This window comes from Blautia parvula, assembly GCF_020215665.1.
Lineage (GTDB): Bacteria > Bacillota > Clostridia > Lachnospirales > Lachnospiraceae > Blautia > Blautia celeris.
The window spans coordinates 3,771,112-3,791,802 of sequence record NZ_CP084061.1 but is presented as its reverse complement, the minus strand read 5'-3'; the positions used below and the strand labels follow the sequence as shown (position 1 = coordinate 3,791,802).

At 42.4% G+C, this 20,691-nt stretch carries 20 protein-coding genes and 1 pseudogene; all 21 read left to right on the top strand.

Translation table 11 applies throughout. The features are described 5' to 3' along the window. The first annotated feature begins 75 nt into the window (after positions 1 to 75). The 21 genes and pseudogenes from recD2 (at position 76) to LC508_RS17285 (ending at position 20,684) form a co-directional block, all read left to right on the top strand. Positions 76 to 2,247: an SF1B family DNA helicase RecD2 gene (gene recD2 / locus LC508_RS17385; RefSeq protein ID WP_023043071.1), complete on the top strand. Its 2,172-nt coding sequence runs from the start codon at positions 76 to 78 to the stop codon at positions 2,245 to 2,247. Beyond that, positions 2,244 to 2,705: a hypothetical protein gene (locus tag LC508_RS17380; protein WP_028529332.1), complete on the top strand. Its 462-nt coding sequence runs from the start codon at positions 2,244 to 2,246 to the stop codon at positions 2,703 to 2,705. Before recD2 ends, LC508_RS17380 begins: the two co-directional genes overlap by 4 nt. Positions 2,706 to 2,718: 13 nt before the next feature. Continuing rightward, complete coding sequence (locus tag LC508_RS17375) at positions 2,719 to 3,477, top strand: hypothetical protein (protein ID WP_023043069.1); 759 nt, start codon at positions 2,719 to 2,721, stop codon at positions 3,475 to 3,477. Positions 3,478 to 3,549: 72 nt separating this feature from the next. Next, positions 3,550 to 3,927 carry a DUF4313 domain-containing protein gene (locus tag LC508_RS17370; RefSeq protein WP_023043068.1) on the top strand — a complete coding sequence of 126 codons (378 nt, stop codon included), beginning with the start codon at positions 3,550 to 3,552 and terminating at the stop codon, positions 3,925 to 3,927. 73 nt (positions 3,928 to 4,000) lie between these two features. Beyond that, the gene (locus LC508_RS17365; protein ID WP_023043067.1) at positions 4,001 to 5,059 is read left to right on the top strand and encodes a DUF3854 domain-containing protein; all 1,059 of its coding nucleotides are present in this window, start codon (positions 4,001 to 4,003) and stop codon (positions 5,057 to 5,059) included. Positions 5,060 to 5,191: 132 nt separating this feature from the next. Continuing rightward, entirely contained in the window at positions 5,192 to 6,112 is a 921-nt protein-coding gene (locus LC508_RS17360) for a ParM/StbA family protein (protein WP_023043066.1), read from the top strand. A gap of 19 nt (positions 6,113 to 6,131) precedes the next feature. Next, the gene (locus tag LC508_RS17355) at positions 6,132 to 6,494 is read left to right on the top strand and encodes a hypothetical protein (RefSeq protein ID WP_016295837.1); all 363 of its coding nucleotides are present in this window, start codon (positions 6,132 to 6,134) and stop codon (positions 6,492 to 6,494) included. A gap of 169 nt (positions 6,495 to 6,663) precedes the next feature. Continuing rightward, positions 6,664 to 7,008: a helix-turn-helix domain-containing protein gene (locus tag LC508_RS17350; protein ID WP_023043065.1), complete on the top strand. Its 345-nt coding sequence runs from the start codon at positions 6,664 to 6,666 to the stop codon at positions 7,006 to 7,008. Between the two features lie 223 nt (positions 7,009 to 7,231). Continuing rightward, positions 7,232 to 7,642, top strand: coding sequence for a sigma-70 family RNA polymerase sigma factor (locus LC508_RS17345; RefSeq protein WP_054351759.1), 411 nt, complete (start codon positions 7,232 to 7,234; stop codon positions 7,640 to 7,642). Then, positions 7,639 to 7,830 carry a helix-turn-helix domain-containing protein gene (locus LC508_RS17340; RefSeq protein ID WP_033140040.1) on the top strand — a complete coding sequence of 64 codons (192 nt, stop codon included), beginning with the start codon at positions 7,639 to 7,641 and terminating at the stop codon, positions 7,828 to 7,830. The genes LC508_RS17345 and LC508_RS17340 overlap by 4 nt, the downstream gene beginning before the upstream one ends. 378 nt (positions 7,831 to 8,208) lie before the next feature. Further along, positions 8,209 to 8,418 (top strand): DUF6462 family protein, encoded by a 210-nt coding sequence (locus tag LC508_RS17335; protein WP_016295841.1) that lies wholly within the window; start codon positions 8,209 to 8,211, stop codon positions 8,416 to 8,418. Positions 8,419 to 8,525: 107 nt separating this feature from the next. Continuing rightward, positions 8,526 to 8,696 (top strand): hypothetical protein, encoded by a 171-nt coding sequence (locus tag LC508_RS17330; RefSeq protein WP_023043063.1) that lies wholly within the window; start codon positions 8,526 to 8,528, stop codon positions 8,694 to 8,696. A 42-nt stretch (positions 8,697 to 8,738) separates the two neighbouring features. After that, positions 8,739 to 9,971 (top strand): site-specific integrase, encoded by a 1,233-nt coding sequence (locus tag LC508_RS17325; protein WP_054351760.1) that lies wholly within the window; start codon positions 8,739 to 8,741, stop codon positions 9,969 to 9,971. 166 nt (positions 9,972 to 10,137) lie between these two features. Continuing rightward, positions 10,138 to 10,617 (top strand): annotated as a pseudogene (locus LC508_RS17320) (lysine--tRNA ligase); the annotation flags it as partial. A 255-nt stretch (positions 10,618 to 10,872) separates the two neighbouring features. After that, positions 10,873 to 11,898, top strand: a complete 1,026-nt coding sequence (locus LC508_RS17315; RefSeq protein WP_033140038.1) for a LacI family DNA-binding transcriptional regulator — start codon at positions 10,873 to 10,875, stop codon at positions 11,896 to 11,898. A 73-nt stretch (positions 11,899 to 11,971) separates the two neighbouring features. Then, on the top strand, positions 11,972 to 13,288 hold the full coding sequence (locus LC508_RS17310; protein ID WP_103732451.1) for an ABC transporter substrate-binding protein: 1,317 nt from the start codon (positions 11,972 to 11,974) through the stop codon (positions 13,286 to 13,288). 22 nt (positions 13,289 to 13,310) lie between these two features. Beyond that, positions 13,311 to 14,186, top strand: a complete 876-nt coding sequence (locus LC508_RS17305; RefSeq protein ID WP_033140036.1) for a carbohydrate ABC transporter permease — start codon at positions 13,311 to 13,313, stop codon at positions 14,184 to 14,186. Between the two features lie 122 nt (positions 14,187 to 14,308). Beyond that, a complete protein-coding gene (locus LC508_RS17300; RefSeq protein WP_158587319.1) occupies positions 14,309 to 15,016 on the top strand; it encodes a carbohydrate ABC transporter permease in 708 nt (235 codons plus the stop codon). A 14-nt stretch (positions 15,017 to 15,030) separates the two neighbouring features. Further along, positions 15,031 to 16,290: an FAD-dependent oxidoreductase gene (locus LC508_RS17295; RefSeq protein WP_103732450.1), complete on the top strand. Its 1,260-nt coding sequence runs from the start codon at positions 15,031 to 15,033 to the stop codon at positions 16,288 to 16,290. 1,054 nt (positions 16,291 to 17,344) lie between these two features. Further along, complete coding sequence (locus LC508_RS17290) at positions 17,345 to 18,523, top strand: Cas10/Cmr2 second palm domain-containing protein (protein WP_147396176.1); 1,179 nt, start codon at positions 17,345 to 17,347, stop codon at positions 18,521 to 18,523. Further along, positions 18,492 to 20,684: an RAMP superfamily CRISPR-associated protein gene (locus LC508_RS17285; protein WP_103732685.1), complete on the top strand. Its 2,193-nt coding sequence runs from the start codon at positions 18,492 to 18,494 to the stop codon at positions 20,682 to 20,684. Before LC508_RS17290 ends, LC508_RS17285 begins: the two co-directional genes overlap by 32 nt. The last annotated feature ends 7 nt before the right edge of the window (positions 20,685 to 20,691 follow it).

Here is a 20,691-nt window from a genome sequence, read left to right as displayed (position 1 = left end):
CTCCCGTTGTATCTTTGGATACGATTCGGGAGTTTTTTGTATCTATAACACGACTCAGAGAAAGGAGTAAAAATTTTGCTATGTGAATTTGATAGGCTCATATATCCACAAAGTATTACGGCTGTTGATGCCAGCAGTTATATGATTGCGCTCTACAACCCATGCGAAAAGATCAAAGATAGCACAGGGAACACGGTTACACAGGTGAAGGCAGTGGGATATTGCTTACCTATATCGAGCAACCTGCGCTACGACATGTTTGGGCATTGGAGTAAAAATCCCAAATTTGGCATCCAGTTTGAAGTGGAGAGTTATAACGAAGTGATAATACCGACGAAGGAAGGCATTATTGCCTATCTTTCTTCCGGGCAGATTAAAGGGATTGGTCCAAAAATAGCGGAGAAAATTTACGCAGCTTTTGGTCAGCAGTCACTGGAGATACTGGATAAAGAACCGGAAAGGCTCCTTGCCATACCGGGTATCAGTGAGATAAAACTGAAAAAAATCTATGATTCCTATCTGGTCAATCGTGGCGCCCGGGATGTGGTGGCGTTTCTGTCACCACATGGCATTACGCCGAACCGAGCGGTACGCCTGTATAAGGAGTATGGGGAAAAGACGATGGATATTGTAAAAAATCATCCCTATCAGCTCTGCGACATGGCCGGGATTGGTTTCAAGACGGCAGACCATATCGCTATGAGCATGGGGTTTGACCGGCTATCGACAGAGCGTGTGGATGAAGGACTCTTGTATACGCTGGAGGATGCGGAAGCCAAAGGTCATCTCTGCATGGAGAAACATGAGTTTGTGAAAGCCTGCCTAAAAATTCTGGATACGCCTGCGTTAACAGCAGAAATGGTGGCGAACCGTGCCGCCAGGCTGGTTTTCGGCGGACAGTTGGTGTCGTACCAGGGCAATGTGTATAGGGCAAAGACCGCACATGTGGAAGAACAGCTTGCCTCCGCCATTCATCAGCAAATGAAGTACCGGAAGATGCACAGCTATGGGGATTTGGATGCTGCCATAGATGCAGAGGAGCAGAAGCTGAAAATGAAGTTTGCACTGGAGCAGCGCGAAGCGGTAAAGATGGCTCTGACGCAGGGGCTTTCCATTATCACTGGTGGACCTGGAACAGGAAAGACTTTGATACAACGTGCCATTTTAGATATTTATCAAAAAAACAATCCCAAAAGTGAAATCTGCTGTTGTGCCCCTACGGGTAGGGCAGCAAGGAGGATGGAGCAGGCAACTGGTGTTTCGGCTTCAACTGTTCATAAAGCCCTTGGGCTGATGGCGGATGAGGACGGAGACTATGATGGACCCGAAGCGCTTACTGCAGATCTGATTGTGGTAGATGAGATTTCCATGCTGGATGTTTATCTGGCTGAATATCTGTTTGATGCAGTGAAATATGGCGCCCAGATGGTGCTGATTGGCGATGCAGATCAGCTGCCTTCAGTGGGACCTGGCGCAGTGCTCAGTGAGATGATTGCCAGCGGATGTATCCCAGTTGTACGGTTGGACAAGGTATTTCGCCAGAATGCGGGAAGCCGCATTGCGACAAATGCGAAGCTGATCCGCCATGGGAATGTGGGCCTGGAGTATGGGAATGACTTTCAGTTTATCAATTCTCCCAGGCTTTCTGATTCTGCTGAACTCATTGTCGATCTTTATCTGCAGGAAACGAAAGAATACGGGGTCGATAATGTGGCGCTGCTTACGCCATACCGGCAGAAGACGGAAACCGGAGTCAATGCACTGAATGAGTGTTTGCGTGAGAAGGTGAACCCTCCGGATACGCAGAAACCGGAAGTTGTTTTCGGAAACCGGAAATTTCGGTGTGGGGACAAGGTCATGCAGATCAAAAACCATGATGATGTCAATAACGGTGATATCGGGTATGTCAGAAAAATTATTCGCATTGGCGATGACACTACGGTTCATGTGGACTTTGGTGACGGGCGCATGAAAGAGTACGATTCCAGTGAATTGGATATGTTGGATTTAGGTTATGCCTCTACTATCCATAAATCACAGGGAGCGGAGTACCAGTCCGTCATCATCAATCTGCAATGCGCCCATTCCATCATGCTGACGAGGCCTCTTATCTATACGGCAATTACACGAGGAAAAGAGCGTGTAACCATTGTCGGGGAAAAAAGGGCGCTTTGTATTTCCATTAAAAGAACTGACACAGAAAAACGCGGCACCTGCCTTGCTAAGCGGCTGCAGGCGCTTGCTTGAAGAAAGGAGCAGCTATGGCTACAATATTAGATCAATATCTTGAGAAACAAAATACCATCAGATCCCAGATTGCTGAGAACAGCCTTCCCCCGGAGGACTTGCTGATTATGCAGGAACTCAATTATCGCATTTGCGTCTTGGAGACATTTCAATCTTTTTGCAAGTCTGCGCCAATTACACTGGATACAAAGGTCATGGGCTATCACTTTCAGATGGTAGATGCGTATGTGCGCTTCACCTTAAATGAAAGACGATTTGGATTAAAAGCCGATGCAGAAGGCCAGAAACGACGTGAAACAGCACTGAGCTCTTTTGAGCATGTTGTACAGGACGGCAGAAAGCGGTTTTCCAGCTTTAAGGCAGGGACGCAGGAGCAGTACAAAATAAGTATCAGTCAATATATCCATACAATTCTGCCAGTTTGGATGCAGTATCGGAACACATATATCAATTTATAAGGAGGCTACAATTATGAGTCAGAATAACTCGAATGAGAAGGCGGCAATGCTCGCTAAGATCGAAACAATTCATCAGGTGGATGGATTTGATCCCACACCATTTGCTGTGGATTATACGGACTTGGGAACCGGAGAGGTGCGTAAGCGCCTTCCGGTCATGATACAGATGGCGTGGTTCCGTCTGAAATATCCAGAAGGACGCATTGCTGTACAGGTGAATCCTGCAAAGGATTGCTTTGTGGCAACAGCCCGCGTGTATCCAAACTATAAGGATGCGGCGGACTGTTATCTGGCAGAAGCGACGGCATCCAGAGGATATTGTGAGGAGAAACCTTCAGTTTCACCACGGGAATGGGCACAGACGGCTGCTGTTGGAATTGCTCTACGAAATGCAGGCTTTGGACTTCAGTTTTCCATGGCAGGTGAAGATTTTGAGTCTTCTGCTGTGGATGAACTGGGAATCTCCGCCGATCAGGCTCAAACAGTATCAGCAGAGAAACAAGAGATGACAGAACCAAAATCGGAACCGGCACAAGAGGAATATACCGTAATTGAACCGGTACAAAAGGAACTGACTCCAGAAGAAAAGCTGGCACAGGCAATGAATGTGCCTTGCCCAATCTCAAAATTCAGCGGAAAAACACTTGGAGAGGTATTATCGCTGGATCCCGGTGCAATTAAATGGGTGGCAACAAAATTCACTGGCGGCGAGGAAATTAAAGCTGCTGCGAAACTGATTTGTGAATTTTCTATTCAACAGACAATTGCATAACAGGTGCTAAAGACCAGGGGATTCATGCAGTCATCCTCTGGCCGTGAACAAGACGAAAAGGAGGACAAAAAAATGTGTAAAAGAACGAAAAAACTTCGTTTCAAATGGGAGCTTGGAGATGAAATGGTCTCACTGCATGTCAACCAATATGCTTATGACGGGCGGTTGCACATCGGTATGATTAATTATGGAGAAGATGGTCCGGAACCCTTTGCAGACATGACGATCAATCTACCGGCATATGATCTGGAGGATAACGAAGCATTCATTAACGGAGATATCAGTAAAGATCTGTTAAGGTTTATCAGGGAGAACAAACTGGGAAAAGTGCTGCCTTACACCGTGAAATCCGGATATGGCAGATATGCGGCGGTGGCCTTCGATCTGGAAAAGCTGGCGGAATACGATCCTTCAGGGGTTGCGTCGTTTAAGGAAAACTGTGGGTTATAGGGAAAACAGCAATGAGAAGAGGCGGGGGACAGCGTGCTGTTCCCCGCAAGTTTGAAAAAGGAAAGGAGGCAGCATGGAAATATTTCATATGAGCGACGTTGTTTCGCTGCTGGGAATCCCGATGCCGCCGTCTGGAAGAAGCTCCTATTATGTGCAGTGTCCCTGCTGTGACGAAAACCCACGGAAAAAGCATTTGAACATCAATTTGAAAAAAGAAGTGTATCGCTGCCCGCGGTGCGGAATATCTGGTGGTATATTTGATCTGTACTCATTATATACCGGGGTTCCGCGTGACAAAGTGCGAAAAGCTCTGGTGGAGAAACTGGGAATGCCTGATAACCGGCCTAAACCCCAAAAGAGGATACAGCCGCAGGCAAAGCCTGAATGCCCAATAACGGATGTTGATACCCGACATGCCACATACAGTGCGCTGCTCGATAAGCTGACGCTGGCGGCAGACCATAAAGAGAACCTGCTTGGCAGAGGGTTGATGGAGGATGACATTATTCGGCTTGGATACAGGACAACACCTGTGGTCGGTATGACAGCGATTGCCGGCAAACTTCAGTCCGAAGGGATGTACTTAGCTGGGGTTCCTGGTTTTTACAGGAATGAAAGCGGTACATGGACTTTCATTCATGAAGAACGCGGTATCTTAATTCCAATGAGAGATCGGAAAGGAAGAATTCAGGGGCTTCAGATACGCAGAGATAAGGTGAAAAAGAGAAAATTTCGATGGGTATCCAGTACAGAGCGGCCGGATGGTTGCCCTGCAGAAGGATGGACACATCTTGCAGGCCCGGTTAGGCCTATGCTGGTGCTGACAGAAGGTCCTATGAAAGCTGACGTGATTCATGCACTGACTGGTCTGACAGTGCTGGCGGTTCCTGGTGTTAATTCTCTGACACAGCTTGAAACAACCCTTAGCGATTTACGTGCAGAAGGGGTTGCAGAGATTAAGACTGCTTTTGATATGGATTTTGCGACCAATTACCATGTACAAAACGGTTACAACAATCTTCTCAGTCTTCTTGGCAATATGGGATTTCAGTTCGGTACGTACCTGTGGGATCCACGCTATAAGGGACTGGATGATTATATCTGGGAATATTGTTTTCAAAAGAAGCATTAAAACTGGGGTGGAGCAAAAATGCTTCACCCTTTTTCGTGCGTTTTTTCAATCGAATGCGTATAAAAGTTGTAAATACGCATGGCGAATCGTGTAATGATAAATATAAGAATAATTTTTGCAGGAGGTATACATATGTTAATCGCAATCGACCACGGCAACTACGCTGTAAAGACCACAAACCATTCCTTTATTTCCGGGCTTTCTGAGCACACGGTGAAGCCGCCCATGACAGATGAGATTGTGGAGTATGGAGGAAAATATTGGACCTTGAGCGGACGCCGTCTGAGTTATATGAGGGATAAAACCCAGGATGACCGATATTTCATCTTGACATTATTTGCAATCGCCAAAGAACTGGAGAACAGAGGCAATTATACGCCGGTCGAACAGATTCAGCTGGCTGTTGGACTACCACCTGAGCATTTTGGCGCTTTAAAAGACAGATTCGCCAATTATTTCAAAAGAGACGGAATTATCAAATTTGTTTATGGTGACAGGCCATACAGCATTAAGATAGACCGTGTTATGGTGTTCCCGCAGGCATATGCCGCTGTTATTCCCCAGAGCAGTCTGGTGGTTCATACGGTTCGTATGTTTATCGTTGATATTGGTGGTTATACCACCGATGTGCTGCTCTTGAAGAATGGAAAACCAGATTTGCAGTTTTGCCGGAGCCTGGAAACTGGTATTATTACTATGAACAATGAAATCATACGAAAGGTTGGTGCGCTTCATGATATGCGTATCGAAGATGAGCATATTAGTGCAGTGCTTCAGTGCGAGAATACCATTCTGCCGGAGGATGTCAAGGAGACAATTCGTGAAGCGACGAAGTTACATGCACAGGATATTCTGAACCAGCTTAGAGAATTGCAAGTGGATTTGCGTTCTAATCCGGCAGTTTTTATCGGAGGGGGAAGTATTCTTTTAAGGCCTTTCCTGATTAATTCGCCTCTGGTAGCAAAGGCGGATTTTGTGGAATCTCCGAATGCGAATGCTCTGGGATATGAAATGTTGGGCAGGAAAACGCTTTCTCTTCGTCCACTTGGATAAGGGACGGAGGGACAATATAATGAAAAAGGATGGAAAATACCGCTTCTCGCTTCAATTTAGCGCAGATTCAGAGGAACAGGTAAGGGCTGGAGAGTTGCTTGAAAGGCTGGGAAACAGGAAAAGTGCGGTTGTTGTTGCAGCCTTGAATGATTATCTTGATTCTAACCCGAATTTACAGGATGCACATTGTAAAATAGAAGTCAAGCTAACACCTGGCTATAATCGAGATGGAATTGAGGAAATCATACGGCGCATTGTTGAGGAAAGACTTGCAGCGGTTCGCCGTGACGAACCCCAGATGGCTTTTTCAGAGGAGAGTAAGACAGATACTCTGGAGGCAGACATTGCACAGATGTTGGACAACCTGGATATGTTTTCATAGACCGACAGTGCATATAATAGGTTCAACGATGGCTTTTTAACGCTTAAAAATTAAAAAAGTCCATGTAAATGAGTTGATATTCCACTTATAGTGCGTATATTGGAATATCAAGTTCTTCAATTCCATTGTCAGATTATATAAAATAGAAATGTAAGGAGAATGTAAAACCATGGACTATGTTATTTTAGGCAAGAATATTCGGAAGTACCGACAAATGCGCGGATTGCGCCAGGAAGATTTGGCGGAGATCTGTGATTGCGGGAATAGCCATATCGGCCAAATAGAAAATGCGAGAGGGATTCCAAGTCTGGATATGATTGTACGGATTGCAAATGCTCTTTCAGTAACAGTAGATCAATTGCTCAGAGAGTATTATTCGGAACCTGAGAAGGTCTATTTGCGAGAGATTGCGGAACGTATTGAGAAGTATCCGGTAAAGCAGCGTGTATACGCTTGCGAAGGTCTGGCTGAATTTTTGAATACCATTGAAAAATTCAGTCAAACAGATGAATGATACGCATATAACCAAACAGAAAAAAGTTTACGCTTTATAGAACGGCTATGCTACACGAAAGTGCAGTATGGTCGTTTTTTGTTATCTGAAAACAAGGAGGTGGTCCCATTGGATTAAACCATTGACAGCTGCAAAAAGGTAACAAGTCGAGAAAATTAAGGCACGCCATCACGGCGTGCCTTAACTTTTGCCCTGGTGGTGTGCCCCGTAAGGAGGTACAAAGATGAACCACCAGCAGAAGTCTGAACGTGACGAGCTGCGGGCCAGATTTACAGTTTGGCTGGAAACTACAGTTTACCGGGCCAGACTCAAATATTTGGAACGGGAGAAACCCAAGGTAGATACAGTTTCAATTGAGGAATTACCAGAGAGCGCTTTATCTGTTTTTAAACAAACCTCATATTGTGAAATATCAGGATCTGCTTTTGATTTTGAAGAGGAACGGTTGGCAGAGGCGTTTGCAAAACTGCCAATAAAACGACAGGAGATACTGACAATGCTGTTTGTGGAGGAGCGAAAACCGGAGGAAATTGCCCGGCTATTAAATTGTTCTCCCCAGCATGTTTACGACCAGCGTTATCAGGCATTGAAGAAGCTGCGCATAGCATTGACAAAGGATGGTGATAAATTTTGAATCACATAGAATTTGAAAAGATGCTTCAGGCGGCAGTTTCCGGCAGTCATGAGGCTCTGGAGCAACTATTTTTGCTGTATGCACCGTTAATTGATAAACATAGTAAAATTGACGGCCGGATAGATGAAGATTTAAGACAGTATCTATTGATACATATCGCACTCAATATTTCAAAATTTGTCATTTAGGTGAAGACGGTCTCAGGTTTTTCTGAGGCCGTTTTCATATTTTTATAAATTCTGTTCGAGATTTGAGAGATGATGAGGCTTTTTGTAGGTAAAGGCATCCCCATGCCATGGCACCTTGACAACTTCATAGCCTCCAACTCTACGTTCCCGAACCGAGAAGCGGCTATCCGTTTGTGTGGCGAGCAAAACCATGAGCACTGATATACGGGCGGCACCCGTATAACGCAATGATCCGGCCGGGGATAATGATACTTCCGTAATTCGCGGCCCGGCCACAATGCAGGCGGGGAGATGAGATATCTATGGATCTGCAGCCACAGACGGAGAAGGAGGCGGTTATTTTGAAATAAATTATTTTTTATAGTAAGGAGGCTGCTTATGGGCTACAAAAGGAAAGATGTAGAGCAGACGAAGCAGTATGCAAAAAAGTTTGTGCGCTACAAAGAAGGAGCAGAGAAGTACAGCCTTGGGCTGACAAAGTTTCAGGAACTCGCAAAAGAAGCAAAAGCTGTCTATAAGATTGATGGCATTGCTTTAGTTAATTGCGAAATTTTTGAAAAGTTTTTGGAGTCATTCCGAGAATTTTGAAGTGGGTGATGCTTCATGGCTTTTTTACATAAAGGGGCTTTATGCGCTTTAGGGCTTGACTTTCTGTCTTACAATAAGTATAATAAAATACATGTGGAGGTAGCGGTATGACGAAAATGGGTAGACCGAAGCTGGACAACGCAAAGCGTCAATCCATTACAGTTCGGTTATCAGACAAAACCTATGATGAGTTGATCAGGTATGCTGCTGAACACAAGATGACAAAGACAGAGGTTGCCCTGCGAGGTTTGGAAGAGTATTTGTCCAAGCAAAAATAAGTGCTGTGAGTCCCTTCTTCATTATTGAAGGAGGTAACAGACATGGCAAAGACACGGAAAGATGAGCGGGGAAGAGCACTCAGGAAAGGAGAAGTACAGAGGGCATCAGACAAGCGGTATATGTACACCTATACTGATCCGTTGGGCAGGCGTAAGTCCATATACGCACAGGATTTGGCAACGCTTCGAGAAAAAGAGAAGCAGCTGATGAAGGATCAATTGGATGGTTTGGATCTGTATGTTGCAGGTAAGGCCACCATAAATGATACCTATGATCGATATATATCTACGAAGTATGATTTGCGAGCGACTACACGCAGCAATTACGATTACATGTATAATCGCTTTGTCAGACATACTTTCGGTAAGAAGAAAATCGCAGGCACTAAGTATTCAGACGTACTCCAGTTTTACTGCTACTTGCTTAAAAAGGAAAAGTTATCGTTAGGGACGCTGGACTCAGTTCATACCCTGCTTCATCCGACATTCCAATTGGCGGTTCGAGATGAAATCATTCGGAAAAATCCGTCAGACGGAGTCATGAAGGAAGTCAGCAAGAAAACAGATAAGACAAGAGGCGTGAGACATGCTTTAACGAGAGAGCAGCAACGAGCATTTATGGACTATATTTCCAATCACCCAGTGTATTATCATTGGTGGCCGTTATTTACGGTTTTGCTTGGAACTGGCTGCCGAATCGGAGAAGCACTGGGACTTCGATGGGATGATCTTGATTTTGATAATCGGATTCTGAGTATTAATCACAGTCTGGTTTATTACCCGGTTGGAGAATCGAGAAAGTCTGTTCTGCGGATATCAAAGCCGAAGACGGAGGCAGGTATCAGAACGATCCCTATGCTTGATATTGTACGTGATGCTTTTCACATGGAGCACGAGGAGCAGGAAGAAACAGGATTCAACGAGACCGAGATTGATGGAATGACGGGTTTTGTATTTGTCAATCGTTTTGGCTCAGTTTTAAATCCGCAGGCTGTGAATCGTACTATTAAGCGAATTATCAGTGGGTACAATGCGGAAGAGGTTATCAATGCTAAGCGTGAGCGGCGAGAGCCGATTATTCTTCCAGATTTCTCCTGTCATCACTTGAGGCATACCTTTTGTACAAGACTCTGTGAGCATGAAACAAATTTAAAAGTGATTCAGGCAATTATGGGCCATCGGAATATTGAAACGACGATGGATATCTATGCCGAAGCCACTGATCAAAAGAAGCAGGAATCTTTTGAAAACTTATCTAAATTGGACATCTTTTAGGAAGGGTTCTCAGCGTGAGAAGCTGACAACAAACTTTCTGCGAAGACAACAGTTTGACAACAATTTTCTTTTTTCCCTGATGTAATACGAAGCACTGTGAAGAATGGGGAAGCAAGGAAATGAAGGGATTTGAACCGATATGATGGCATGTAAGTTGGTGGGAAAACTTTTCCCGACCATGAAGTCTTTAGACGCTAAGAAGGGCGAAGTGAAGGCTGAAAAGGCAGTGGAAAAGGCTGTTGCGGCAGAGGAAAAAGTGGCAGAAAAGATTGATTTCTCCAATGTAAAGATCGAACCGCTGTTTGAAGAGATGGTTGATTTTGATACCTTTGCCAAGTCGGATTTTCGTGCAGTAAAGGTAAAAGAATGTGAAGCAGTGAAGAAGAGTAAGAAACTTCTGAAATTTGTTCTGGATGACGGAACAGGTGTGGACCGCGTGATTTTAAGCGGTATTCACGAGTATTATGAGCCGGAAGAACTGGTGGGAAAGACCTGTATCGCAATCACAAATCTGCCTCCGAGACCCATGATGGGCATTGATTCCTGCGGTATGTTGATCTCCGCAGTACATGAAGTGGATGGACACGAAGGACTGAATCTTTTGATGGTTGATGACAGAATTCCGGCTGGAGCGAAGCTGTACTAAAAAATGAATTAGAGATTTTAGATAAAGGACATTTTTCTAGAAGAAATTTTGGAAAGATGTCCTTTTTGTGTGTAGAAAGCAGCAGAACAGTGTGCTGCGCCTCCAAAAAAAATCTTGCCAGTTGTGAATAATGCATAAAATAAACAAAGCTGAATTTACTATAATCACGAAAATACGGAAGAAGAAGAAAAGTAAGTTGACAGCGAGTTAGAATTCATCTATTATAATGTTAACGCTAACGCAGAGGAAGAAATTATGGTGAAAAGAGAACCAAGTAATATAAATCAAGTTGCAAAAAAAGCAGGTGTTTCCTCAATGACAGTGTCCAGAGTGATCAATACTCCGGATAAAGTCTCAAAAGAAACACGGGAGAAAGTGTTAAAAGCAATTGAGGAGTGTCATTACTATCCGAATTCGTTTGCAAGAGGTCTTGCCAGCAACAAAAAATATATTATTGGTATTGTTATCTATGACTCATACAGAACCAGACATAATATGTTCTACGAAATGATCAACGGTATAGAAAGAGTCGCATCGAAGTTTCAGTACAATATTATGTTGTTCTCTTATGTTGAAGGTGAGGATTATGCAAACCGTATTGTTGAGTCAGGGATGGTAGATGGAGTTATCTTCATGGGAGTGACCATGAACTATAAGGATATAAAATATCTGGATAAGATAGGATTTCCTTATGTGGTAATCGGAAAAAGAAATATCGAAGATGTGGATCCATATACATTGGTGTTGGACTACAGAGAAGCTTTTCAGCGTGCAACGCAGTATCTGATTGACAGTGGATATAAGGAAATCGGTTTTGTCGGAGTTGCCAGAGATTTTGATCCGGATCTCGATAAGCTTTTGGGATACCAGAGTGCTTTTTATGAAAGCGGTCTTTTATGTAATCCGGAAAATATCGTATATTTTGACGGACTGCATAAGAATGGTCTGGAAGCGATCGAGAAATTGTATGACCGTGGAATCCATGTGATGATTTTGACTGACGGAAGAAGGGTACAGGAAGTTTTGGATTTTGCGTGTGAAAGAAATCTTACAATACCGGATGATCTGTTTTTATGCATTTTTGATAATGAGAAAATGGATGTCAACAGTACTTTAAGATTTTCAGCGTTGATAGATAAAGAAAGACAATTCAGTGTGCCTCAGATAGAGCCAAATAATTTTAATGCCGGACAGGAGGCAGCTAAGTTTTTATTTTCACTTATAAAAGGAGAAAATTGTGAAAGTAAAAAGGTAAATGTATCATTAGATTTTGTTTTATAGGTACGTCACACCCTTTTCTGCAGGAAAGGTGATGATAAAATAAATATAAAAAGAGATTTCAGGAGGAAGAAAAATGAAGAACAAAGTAATGAAAGCAGTGTGTACAGGTCTTGTTGTGACCACGATGTTAGCGCTAACATCATGCGGAGGTGCATCTGCATCAAAAGATAGTGTAAAAAATGATAAAGGAGCCGGGAAAGAACAGACTCTTGAGTTCGTAGTGAATAATGCAGAAGCAGAATCTTTTTACGGAGATGTGATTAAAGCATTTGAAGACTCACACCCGGGTGTAAAAGTAGAACTGAACGCAATTGTGGGAGATACAACAGAATATCAGCAGACAACAGAAATCAGATTTGCACAGAAAGAGTATCCTGATGTAATGGCAGTTCCTGTGTTAGACGTAAAGAGACTGGCATCCATGGGAATCTTAGAGCCTTTAGATGAAAGAATGAGTGAAGAGGACAAAGCGGACTACGGTGAGGGTATGATGGCAACCGCTACATATGAGGACAGTATCTATTCCCTTCCATTCTACACAGATGATATTGCATTGTTCTACAATAAAGGTATGGTAGAAAAAGCAGGAATCACTATGCCGCAGAATCAGGAGGAAGCATGGAACTGGGAAACATTAATTGAGAATGCAAAGAAAGTTCAGGAAGTAAACGGAACGGCATATGCATTATCCATCCATCCGGATGCATCTATTTTCATGCCGCTGCTGTATTCCAATAAAGCTACTGTTTTGAATGAAGACCAGACCGCAGCAGGAATTAATTCTCCGGAAGCAATTGAAACAATCAGCTGGTTCAAATCATGGTTTGATGAAGGCCTTGCACCATTAGATATTTATCTGAACGGATCACCGGATATGCTCTTTTTACAGGGAGAAGTACCATTTATGTTCTACTTTGGCGGAGCTGGCGGAACATTACAGGCTACAAATAAAGAGAGCAGCAGCCCTATTGATTTCTCAGCGACTTATATGCCTGTTGAACAGTCTCGCGGAAACAAATTGGGCGGATGGCAGGTTGTTATGTTCAAAGACAACGCAGAAAAGAATGATCTTGCTTATGAATTTGCATCTTTCTTATTAAATGAAGAAAACATGACATCAATCTGTGAAAAAATGGGAACATTACCGACAAGACAGAGTTCACAGCAGGCAGCAGACTTCGGAACTTTAAATGAAATTTCACATGTTATGATGGAAGAAATCGCCAACATTCCTGTTTTCTGTGTTGATGACTTCTCTCTTCCGGAATACAAATCTTACAAAGCAATTTTACAGTCAGGTTTACAGAAAGCAGTAATCGGCGATATGTCCGTGGAAGAGGCATGTGCAGAAATGGAAAAAGATATCAACAAGGAAGTATTTGATAAATAAGTAGAAAAATAGGAGAGTTAAAATGCAACAAAAGAAAAAACATAACATCCGATTTAAACAGATTGTGCCATATATTTTTATCTTACCGGCATTTGTTGTATTTACGATATACTTATTTATTCCTTTGATAAATGCGTTTATCATGAGCTTTTATGACTGGAATATCGCAACGCATGAGTTTGTTGGTCTGGAAAATTATCTTGATTTGTTACATGACAAACTTTTTAAAACAACACTTATCAATACTTTAGTGTATACTTTGGCAGTACCCGTAAAAGTGGTACTTGCCTTGGGGATTGCAGCGCTGTTGAGCAGTGTTGAACGTTTTCAGTCATTTTACAGGAGCACATTATTTTTCCCTTTCATTTTGTCCGGTGTAGTAGTAGGTCTTATCTGGCAGATGATGTTTTCCGTGGACAGCGGATTTATTAATATGATTCTGTCGTTTTTCGGATTATCCCAGAAGTGGATGATTGAATCTAACCATGCAATGTGGGTACTCTGGATCGTAGGTACGTGGCAGGGCCTGGGTTCCAATCTGATTCTGTTCTTAGCAGGAATCAAGAATATTTCGACAGAATTATATGAGGCAGCAGAGATGGATGGAGCAAATACATGGCAGAGATTCCGGTATATAACAATCCCGTGCCTGAAACCGGTAACTATCTTTGTTGTTACCATGCTGATTATCGGTTCATTTAAGATCTTCGATCTGTCCTATATTATGACAGGCGGCGGTCCCGGAGACAGTACGAGAACAGTGGTACAGTTCATATATGATACAGCCTTCGACAGATTTAAAATGGGATATGCAAGTGCTGCAGCGTACATCTTCTTCTTGATACTGATTGTTTTAACCGTAATGCAGAAGAGAATTTTAATGGGGGAAGAAGATTGATGCATAGTGTAGGTAAAAGAAATAAACAGATATTTATACATTTAGCGCTGATATGTTGTGTGATCGCTGCTTTTTTACCCATTGTATGGGGCTTCATGTGTTCTTTTAAAGAAAGTGTTGAAATGTTTTCAAGACCGATAAAATTTTTACCGGAAGTATTTCGATTCGATAATTATGTAAATGCCTGGACTTCAAGCAATTTTGTACACAGTATGGGGAACTCTATCATTGTCTCTGTATTTTCCACTTTGGGAATGTTGTTTATCTGTGCGTTTGCAGGTTTTGCACTGGCAAAATATCAGTTTAAAGGAAAGAACGTATTTTTTATGGCTGTGTTAGCCACCATGATGGTTCCCATGCAGGTTACTATGGTGCCTGTGTTTGGTATTACAACGAACCTTGGTTTGATCGATACGCATCTGGGATTAATTCTGCCGCTTCTGGCATATCCATATGGTATCTTTTTGATGCGGCAGTTTATGGTTACAATACCGGATGCATTGGTTGAAGCAGCAAGGTTAGAGGGATGTTCAGAGTTCAGAGTGTTTTTTACACTGGTAATACCGTTAAGTAAACCGATCATCAGTACACTTGGAATTCTTGCCTTTTTGGACAGTTGGAATCAGTTAGTATGGCCGTTGATCTTAACAAAATCTTCAGAGATGATGACTGTGCAGCTTGCACTTAAAACATTTAAATCTGAATTTGGTATGAAATGGAACCTGGTCATGGCAGCAACATTTATATCTATTATTCCTGTTGTGCTGGTATTTCTCTTCTTTCAGAAACAGATCGTTGAAGGAATTGCAACATCTGGATTAAAAGGTTAAGGGAGGAGAAGGCAATGAATACAAATTATGATGTTATTATCGTGGGAGGCGGCCCTGCAGGATGCGCTGCGGCGGTCAGTGCGGCACGAAGAGGAAGCAGGGTTTTGCTGGTTGAACAATATGGTTTTTTAGGCGGTATGGGGACAGCAGCACTGGTAAGCCCTTTTATGTCTCATTATGCTGCAAAAACATATCCGGTTGATGTAAATACGAACATAGAAGAGTTAAAAGTTTTAAATAAAGGCGTCTATGAAGAAATACTGCAAAAGCTCGAAGAAAAAAATGCGTTATTAAAGTTTATTGATAATACGGCTTTTGATACGGAAAAACTCAAAGAGCTGTTGTTTGAAATGGTTTTGGACAGCGGAGCAGAAGTAATGCTGCATTCTTTTTTATGCGGCTCTGTAGTTGAGAATGGAAAGATCAAAGAAATTACAGTGGCAAATAAATCCGGAGTTATGAAACTGCAGGCGCAGATCTTTATAGATGCAACAGGAGACGGGGATTTAGCCGCAAGAAGCGGGGCAATGGTTGAAATTGGGGACGATAAAAGTGGAAATTGTCAGCCGGCAAGTCTTATGTTCAAAATGGCAAATGTTGATTTCTATACAGAGCGCGGCAGTGTCGAATATCCGCTACCGGAAGAAACCGGAATTCCATGCGGAAGAGTTCTGTTTTTTATGACAACACATCCCGGTGAAGTTATTATCAATATGACGCGTGTAACAGAACTGGATGCAACAAATGCAGAAAACCTGACACAGGCAGAAATTGAAGCACATAAGCAGGTGGAGCTGGTATCCCGATATTTAGTGGCTCATGTGAAAGGATTCGAGCATGCATATGTTTCACAGACAGGTACACAGATTGGAATCAGAGAATCCAGAAGAATCGTAGGCGAATATGTTTTAACACAAGATGATGTGCTTGGATGCAGGAAATTTGCAGACGGAATCTGCAGATCAGCGTATCCGATTGATATACATAATCCATTGGGGCCGGGGACCGTCTTAAAACGTCTGCCGGTTAATGAATGGTATGAAATACCATATAGATGTCTTGTTCCATTAAAATTAAGTAATCTGCTGATAGCAGGACGCTGCATTTCTTCTACACATGAGGCTCATTCTTCCCTGAGAATCATGCCGAACTGTTACTGCATAGGAGAAGCAGCCGGGATTGCGGCCGATATCGCTGTAAAGGAACAGAAAAAACCGGGAGAAATTGACGGCAGAATAATCAGAGATATATTAACAGAGCAGGGTGCATTTTAGCACAGCGATAGAGAGAATGAAGAAAAAAATGATTCCTGTAGTATGATCATTTCCGCGGTTGATCAGATAATCGATTACGAAAGTATAGTTACAATATGCTGTAAATAAGTTTTGGGAATGGTCGAAAGAACAAGAAATGTTATTGAGGACAAGATGCACTGACTTTTTGGTCAGTGTATCTTGTCCATTTTTTTATTACCTTCCCTCATTTTCTGTATTTTTGATTTGTCAGATTTCGAGATAGTAATCAGTAAGTGGTAATAAGATAATAACTTGATCATTAGAGTTTTGTTTAAGCTTTTATAGTGAAAAAGTCATTACGAAGTGTTATAATTTATAATATGATTATATGTTTTGTAATAGTTGATTCATCTCGGTATAACAGGAAAAATACGGATAACTGAAATTATGAAACACAGCTCTTGTATTGTGATGGAACAGGGAGACGTTGGACGGACTTTTGAAGCGGTCAGAAGATTAAAAGAAAAGGATGTTCTCGCTGTGCATGCAGTACACGTAAAGTAAAAGAAAAGGAAGGAGGATATCAGAAAGGGGTAAACTTTAAATTCATACGTTTGGGGAAATACTAACGTGTGAAGGTATAAAAAACTATATCTTAAGGAAGGTGGTACAGGTTTTTATGATTCTTGCGCAATATACAATACGTTCAAAACAAAATTATATTTTCCGAAGTAATAAGATACAGGAAATAACAGGAGGGTCAGCCATCATTCGCGATGTATTCGGTATCCTTTTTCGTAAGGCCAGAGAGTGTGGTCTGATAGTTGAAACCTTAAACGATACGAGAGTTTCGCGCGATTTTAAATTAGAGAATGTTAAAGAACGGTTCAAAAATCAGACGCTTCACTTGATAGAATTATTTGCTGGAGGTGGTAATGAGACAGTTCTATATTCTGATGAAATAAGTTTCCAGCGGGCAAATCGTGCCTATACATATCATCTGACAAAAGAATATCCGGGATTGATTCCTTTGTGTGTTGGTATTCCTGTTGACGGAGACCTGAATTGTTATAAAGGGGATTATGCTTCTCTTATGGAAGCAGTAGAAATTGAAAAAAATAAAATGCTGCCCGGTGGTCTTATGCCTATGATGCCGTTTTCCGAGATGGACCGGAGTACCCAGCAGCCGATTTCTTATAAAGATAGAGTACATAAAATCAGCCGTTCTCAAGAAGCTCAGGTCAAATATGAAGTTGGTAATAAGGAGAAAAAAGAAGATGATTTTGCAAAACTACTGGATGATATTGTGACGGAGAAGGGGGAGGAAAGTCTTCTGGCAATTGTCCATGCGGATGGAAATAATATGGGTGTGAAGATACAGCATCTTCTTGATGGACATTCCGATTATGATTTTTGTGTGTCAGCTATGAGACGGTTTACAGAAAATATAAATAATGCTTTCGTAAAAACCGGTATTGCAGGTATAAAAAATGAATTAGAAATTCTAAAAAAAGAAGACAAGGGACGACATCCTAAATGTTATCAGTATCGTGTAATCGTCTCTGATGGCGACGATGTGACTTTTGTCTGCAATGCAAGGTTCGCCCTGGCGCTTACGAAGGCATACCTGAAGGCTGTGGCGTCCTATGGTATTTCCCATAATACAGATGGGAATGAAGAGATATATAGTTCCTGTGCAGGAATCTGTGTATTCCATAGTCATTATCCTTTTTCCAGGGCTTATGAACTAGCGGAACAAGCCTGTGATCTGGCAAAGAAGCCGGTACATGAAACTTTGTTGCAGACCGATAGTAGAGGAAATCCGGTTCCGGAGGAGGAGTGTTGGCTGGATTTCCATTTTCTTCACAGTGGTGTGGCTTGTGAATTGGAGGATATTCGTGACAGACAGGATACTGCGTCGTGTATGGCACGCCCATGGCGTGTGACAGGTAATGGAAGACATACGGGAGGAAGAGACTTTGATATCCTTAAATTTGATGAGACAGTTAATCTGTGGAAGTCCTGCGGCGGCAGCAGGGCCAATATTAAAGATATAGGAAATTCTTTTGAGCAAAGTACAGCAGACGGTGAATATGAGCTTTCAAGAGTATACTATCGTTATGCGGAAATGGAAGAAAAATTAAAAGGTATTTTTGAAGATGAGAATCGTTTATATAAAACACTGTATGATGCAAGCGAAATGTACGATATCTGGTTTGGAGGAAAGGAACCCGTAAAAAATGAAAAAACTGAGAATAACATTACGCAGTGATCTGTGCGCTGGGAGCGGGGAGAGCTTTGGAAATTCTGTAGATACGGATATCTGTATTTCTGATGCTGGACTTCCTTATATTCCGGCCAGACGTTTAAAAGGCTGCCTGAGGGCAGAAGCCGTTCAACTGAAGAAGTATGGCAGTAAACTGGCAACAGATGAAAATATTCAGAGGTTATTTGGCGGAAAAAATGGATTTGAAGGTATACTTGTACTTGAGAATGCTGTTCTGGACGGGGCGGAATCTATGGAGTGCTGGTTGAAAAGCGTAAATGCAGATCCATCGGCTGAACCGATTCTTAAGGATACTGCCAGGCCCGGCAGCGTGGCGAGCCTTTTTTCTTATGTGCGAGGTCAGACGAAGATGCAAAAGGGGGTGCCTGTGGATGGTACTCTGCGTTATACCCGCGTATTGAATCATTATGACCCGCTGCATGTAGGAGAGGAACTTGTATTTTGGGCCGATTTTTCTTTAAAAAAGGGCAGTGAAGATGAATTTTCGGATGAATTAAATCTTTTGAAACAATGTTGTATGGCTTTGCGGCATATAGGACTTAGCCGTAACCGGGGTCTGGGAAACATTAAAGTTGTGTATGATGCAAAAAAAACCGGCGAAGAGACAGTGGTCGGTGAAATGTCTGAAAATGAACAAGATGCATATCAGTTTGATGAGGGTCAGTTGAAAGATAAGAGCGAGATGATTTGTATTACATATCACATTCACCTGGATGCACCTGTAACTTTGCCGGGGTGCAGTGAACTTATATCTGAGATTCCTGCCAGGAGCGTGATTGGCTGTATGAGTACGGAATATTTAAGAAATGGTTCTGCAGATGAGATATTTTCTAAACTGTTTTTAGATGGAACAGTGCAGTGGAGTTCTCTGACACCTGTTATCTCAGGAAAAATTTCGGCACCTACGCCTCTGTTTCTGGTAAATCTGAAGAATGAGAAACGATATGCTAACTGTGCAGGGGAAGAGGTAAGAGGGAAAAAACAGAAGACATTGGAGGGAACGTATGCTGTTGAGACTAAAGATGGCTACACCATTGCTAAGGCCAACAGCCACACCGTATATCATCACACAGTCCGGGTTGAGGGACAGGATGGGATGCTGTATATGCAGCAGTCTCTTGATGCAGGCATGATTTATGGAGGAACTGTTACCCTGCCAAAATATCTGGCAGAGAATGTATGGAACATTATTGTAAAAGCACCTCTTCGGTTTGGACGGAGCCGGACGGCACAGTATGCGGCCTGCAGTATAGCAGGAGTTCCTAAGATATCGTCCTGCGCGATGGAAGAGATAATTGCGGAAACCGGGGAACCGATATATGTTGTGCTGCAGTCGGATTTGATACTGTCAGATTCGGGCGTGTTTGCAATGGACAATGCTTCTGTTCGTGATAAGATAGCTATGGAGCTTGGACTGAATCCTGTATGCGAAGTGCCGGCCGACAGTGTAAGATCTTTGACTGACCGCACAAAGTATCATGTTGTCAGTGGTTATCATAGCATGTGGCAGCTGCAAAAACCCCAGTTATTGTCCCTGCAGGGTGGAAGCGTATTTTGTTTTATATCCCAAGAAAGGAAGACTCTTCCGAGAACATTTCGTATTGGGGAATTTAAGCAGGAAGGATTTGGCGTATGCCATGTTCTCAAGCAAAGTGAAATCAATAAGCTGCAGTATATCAGTAAAGGCAGTGTGGATCGTCTGAATGAAATCAAAGGAACAGATAAAATACTTGTAAATGAACTCAGGAATGCGCTGCTTATGACAGCTGCCAGACATGCTGCTGAAAATCATGCGCTGCAGTATGCAAAATCACATGCAGATGAACTAGAAACAGGATTAATTGGCCGTCTGCGCCTTATGACAGATGAAGCAGAGAATTATGAGGACCTTCTTAATCATATTGAAAGTATCAAAGACAGTGATGAGAGCAGCGAAACTGAAGTATCCAGGAAATTAAGGGTGAAACAATTCGTACAGGGACTATGCGGTTTATACAGACTGGAAGCGGACAGGCTGATTGGAAATTGTGAAATATCCAATGAGATAGGAAATAATAAGGTGGTTCAAAGAAAAATTCTAGGAGAATGGAAATCACTGTTACTTTTTGCACTTCATATTGTTTATTATGAAAAAGGAGGACAGTAATTTATGC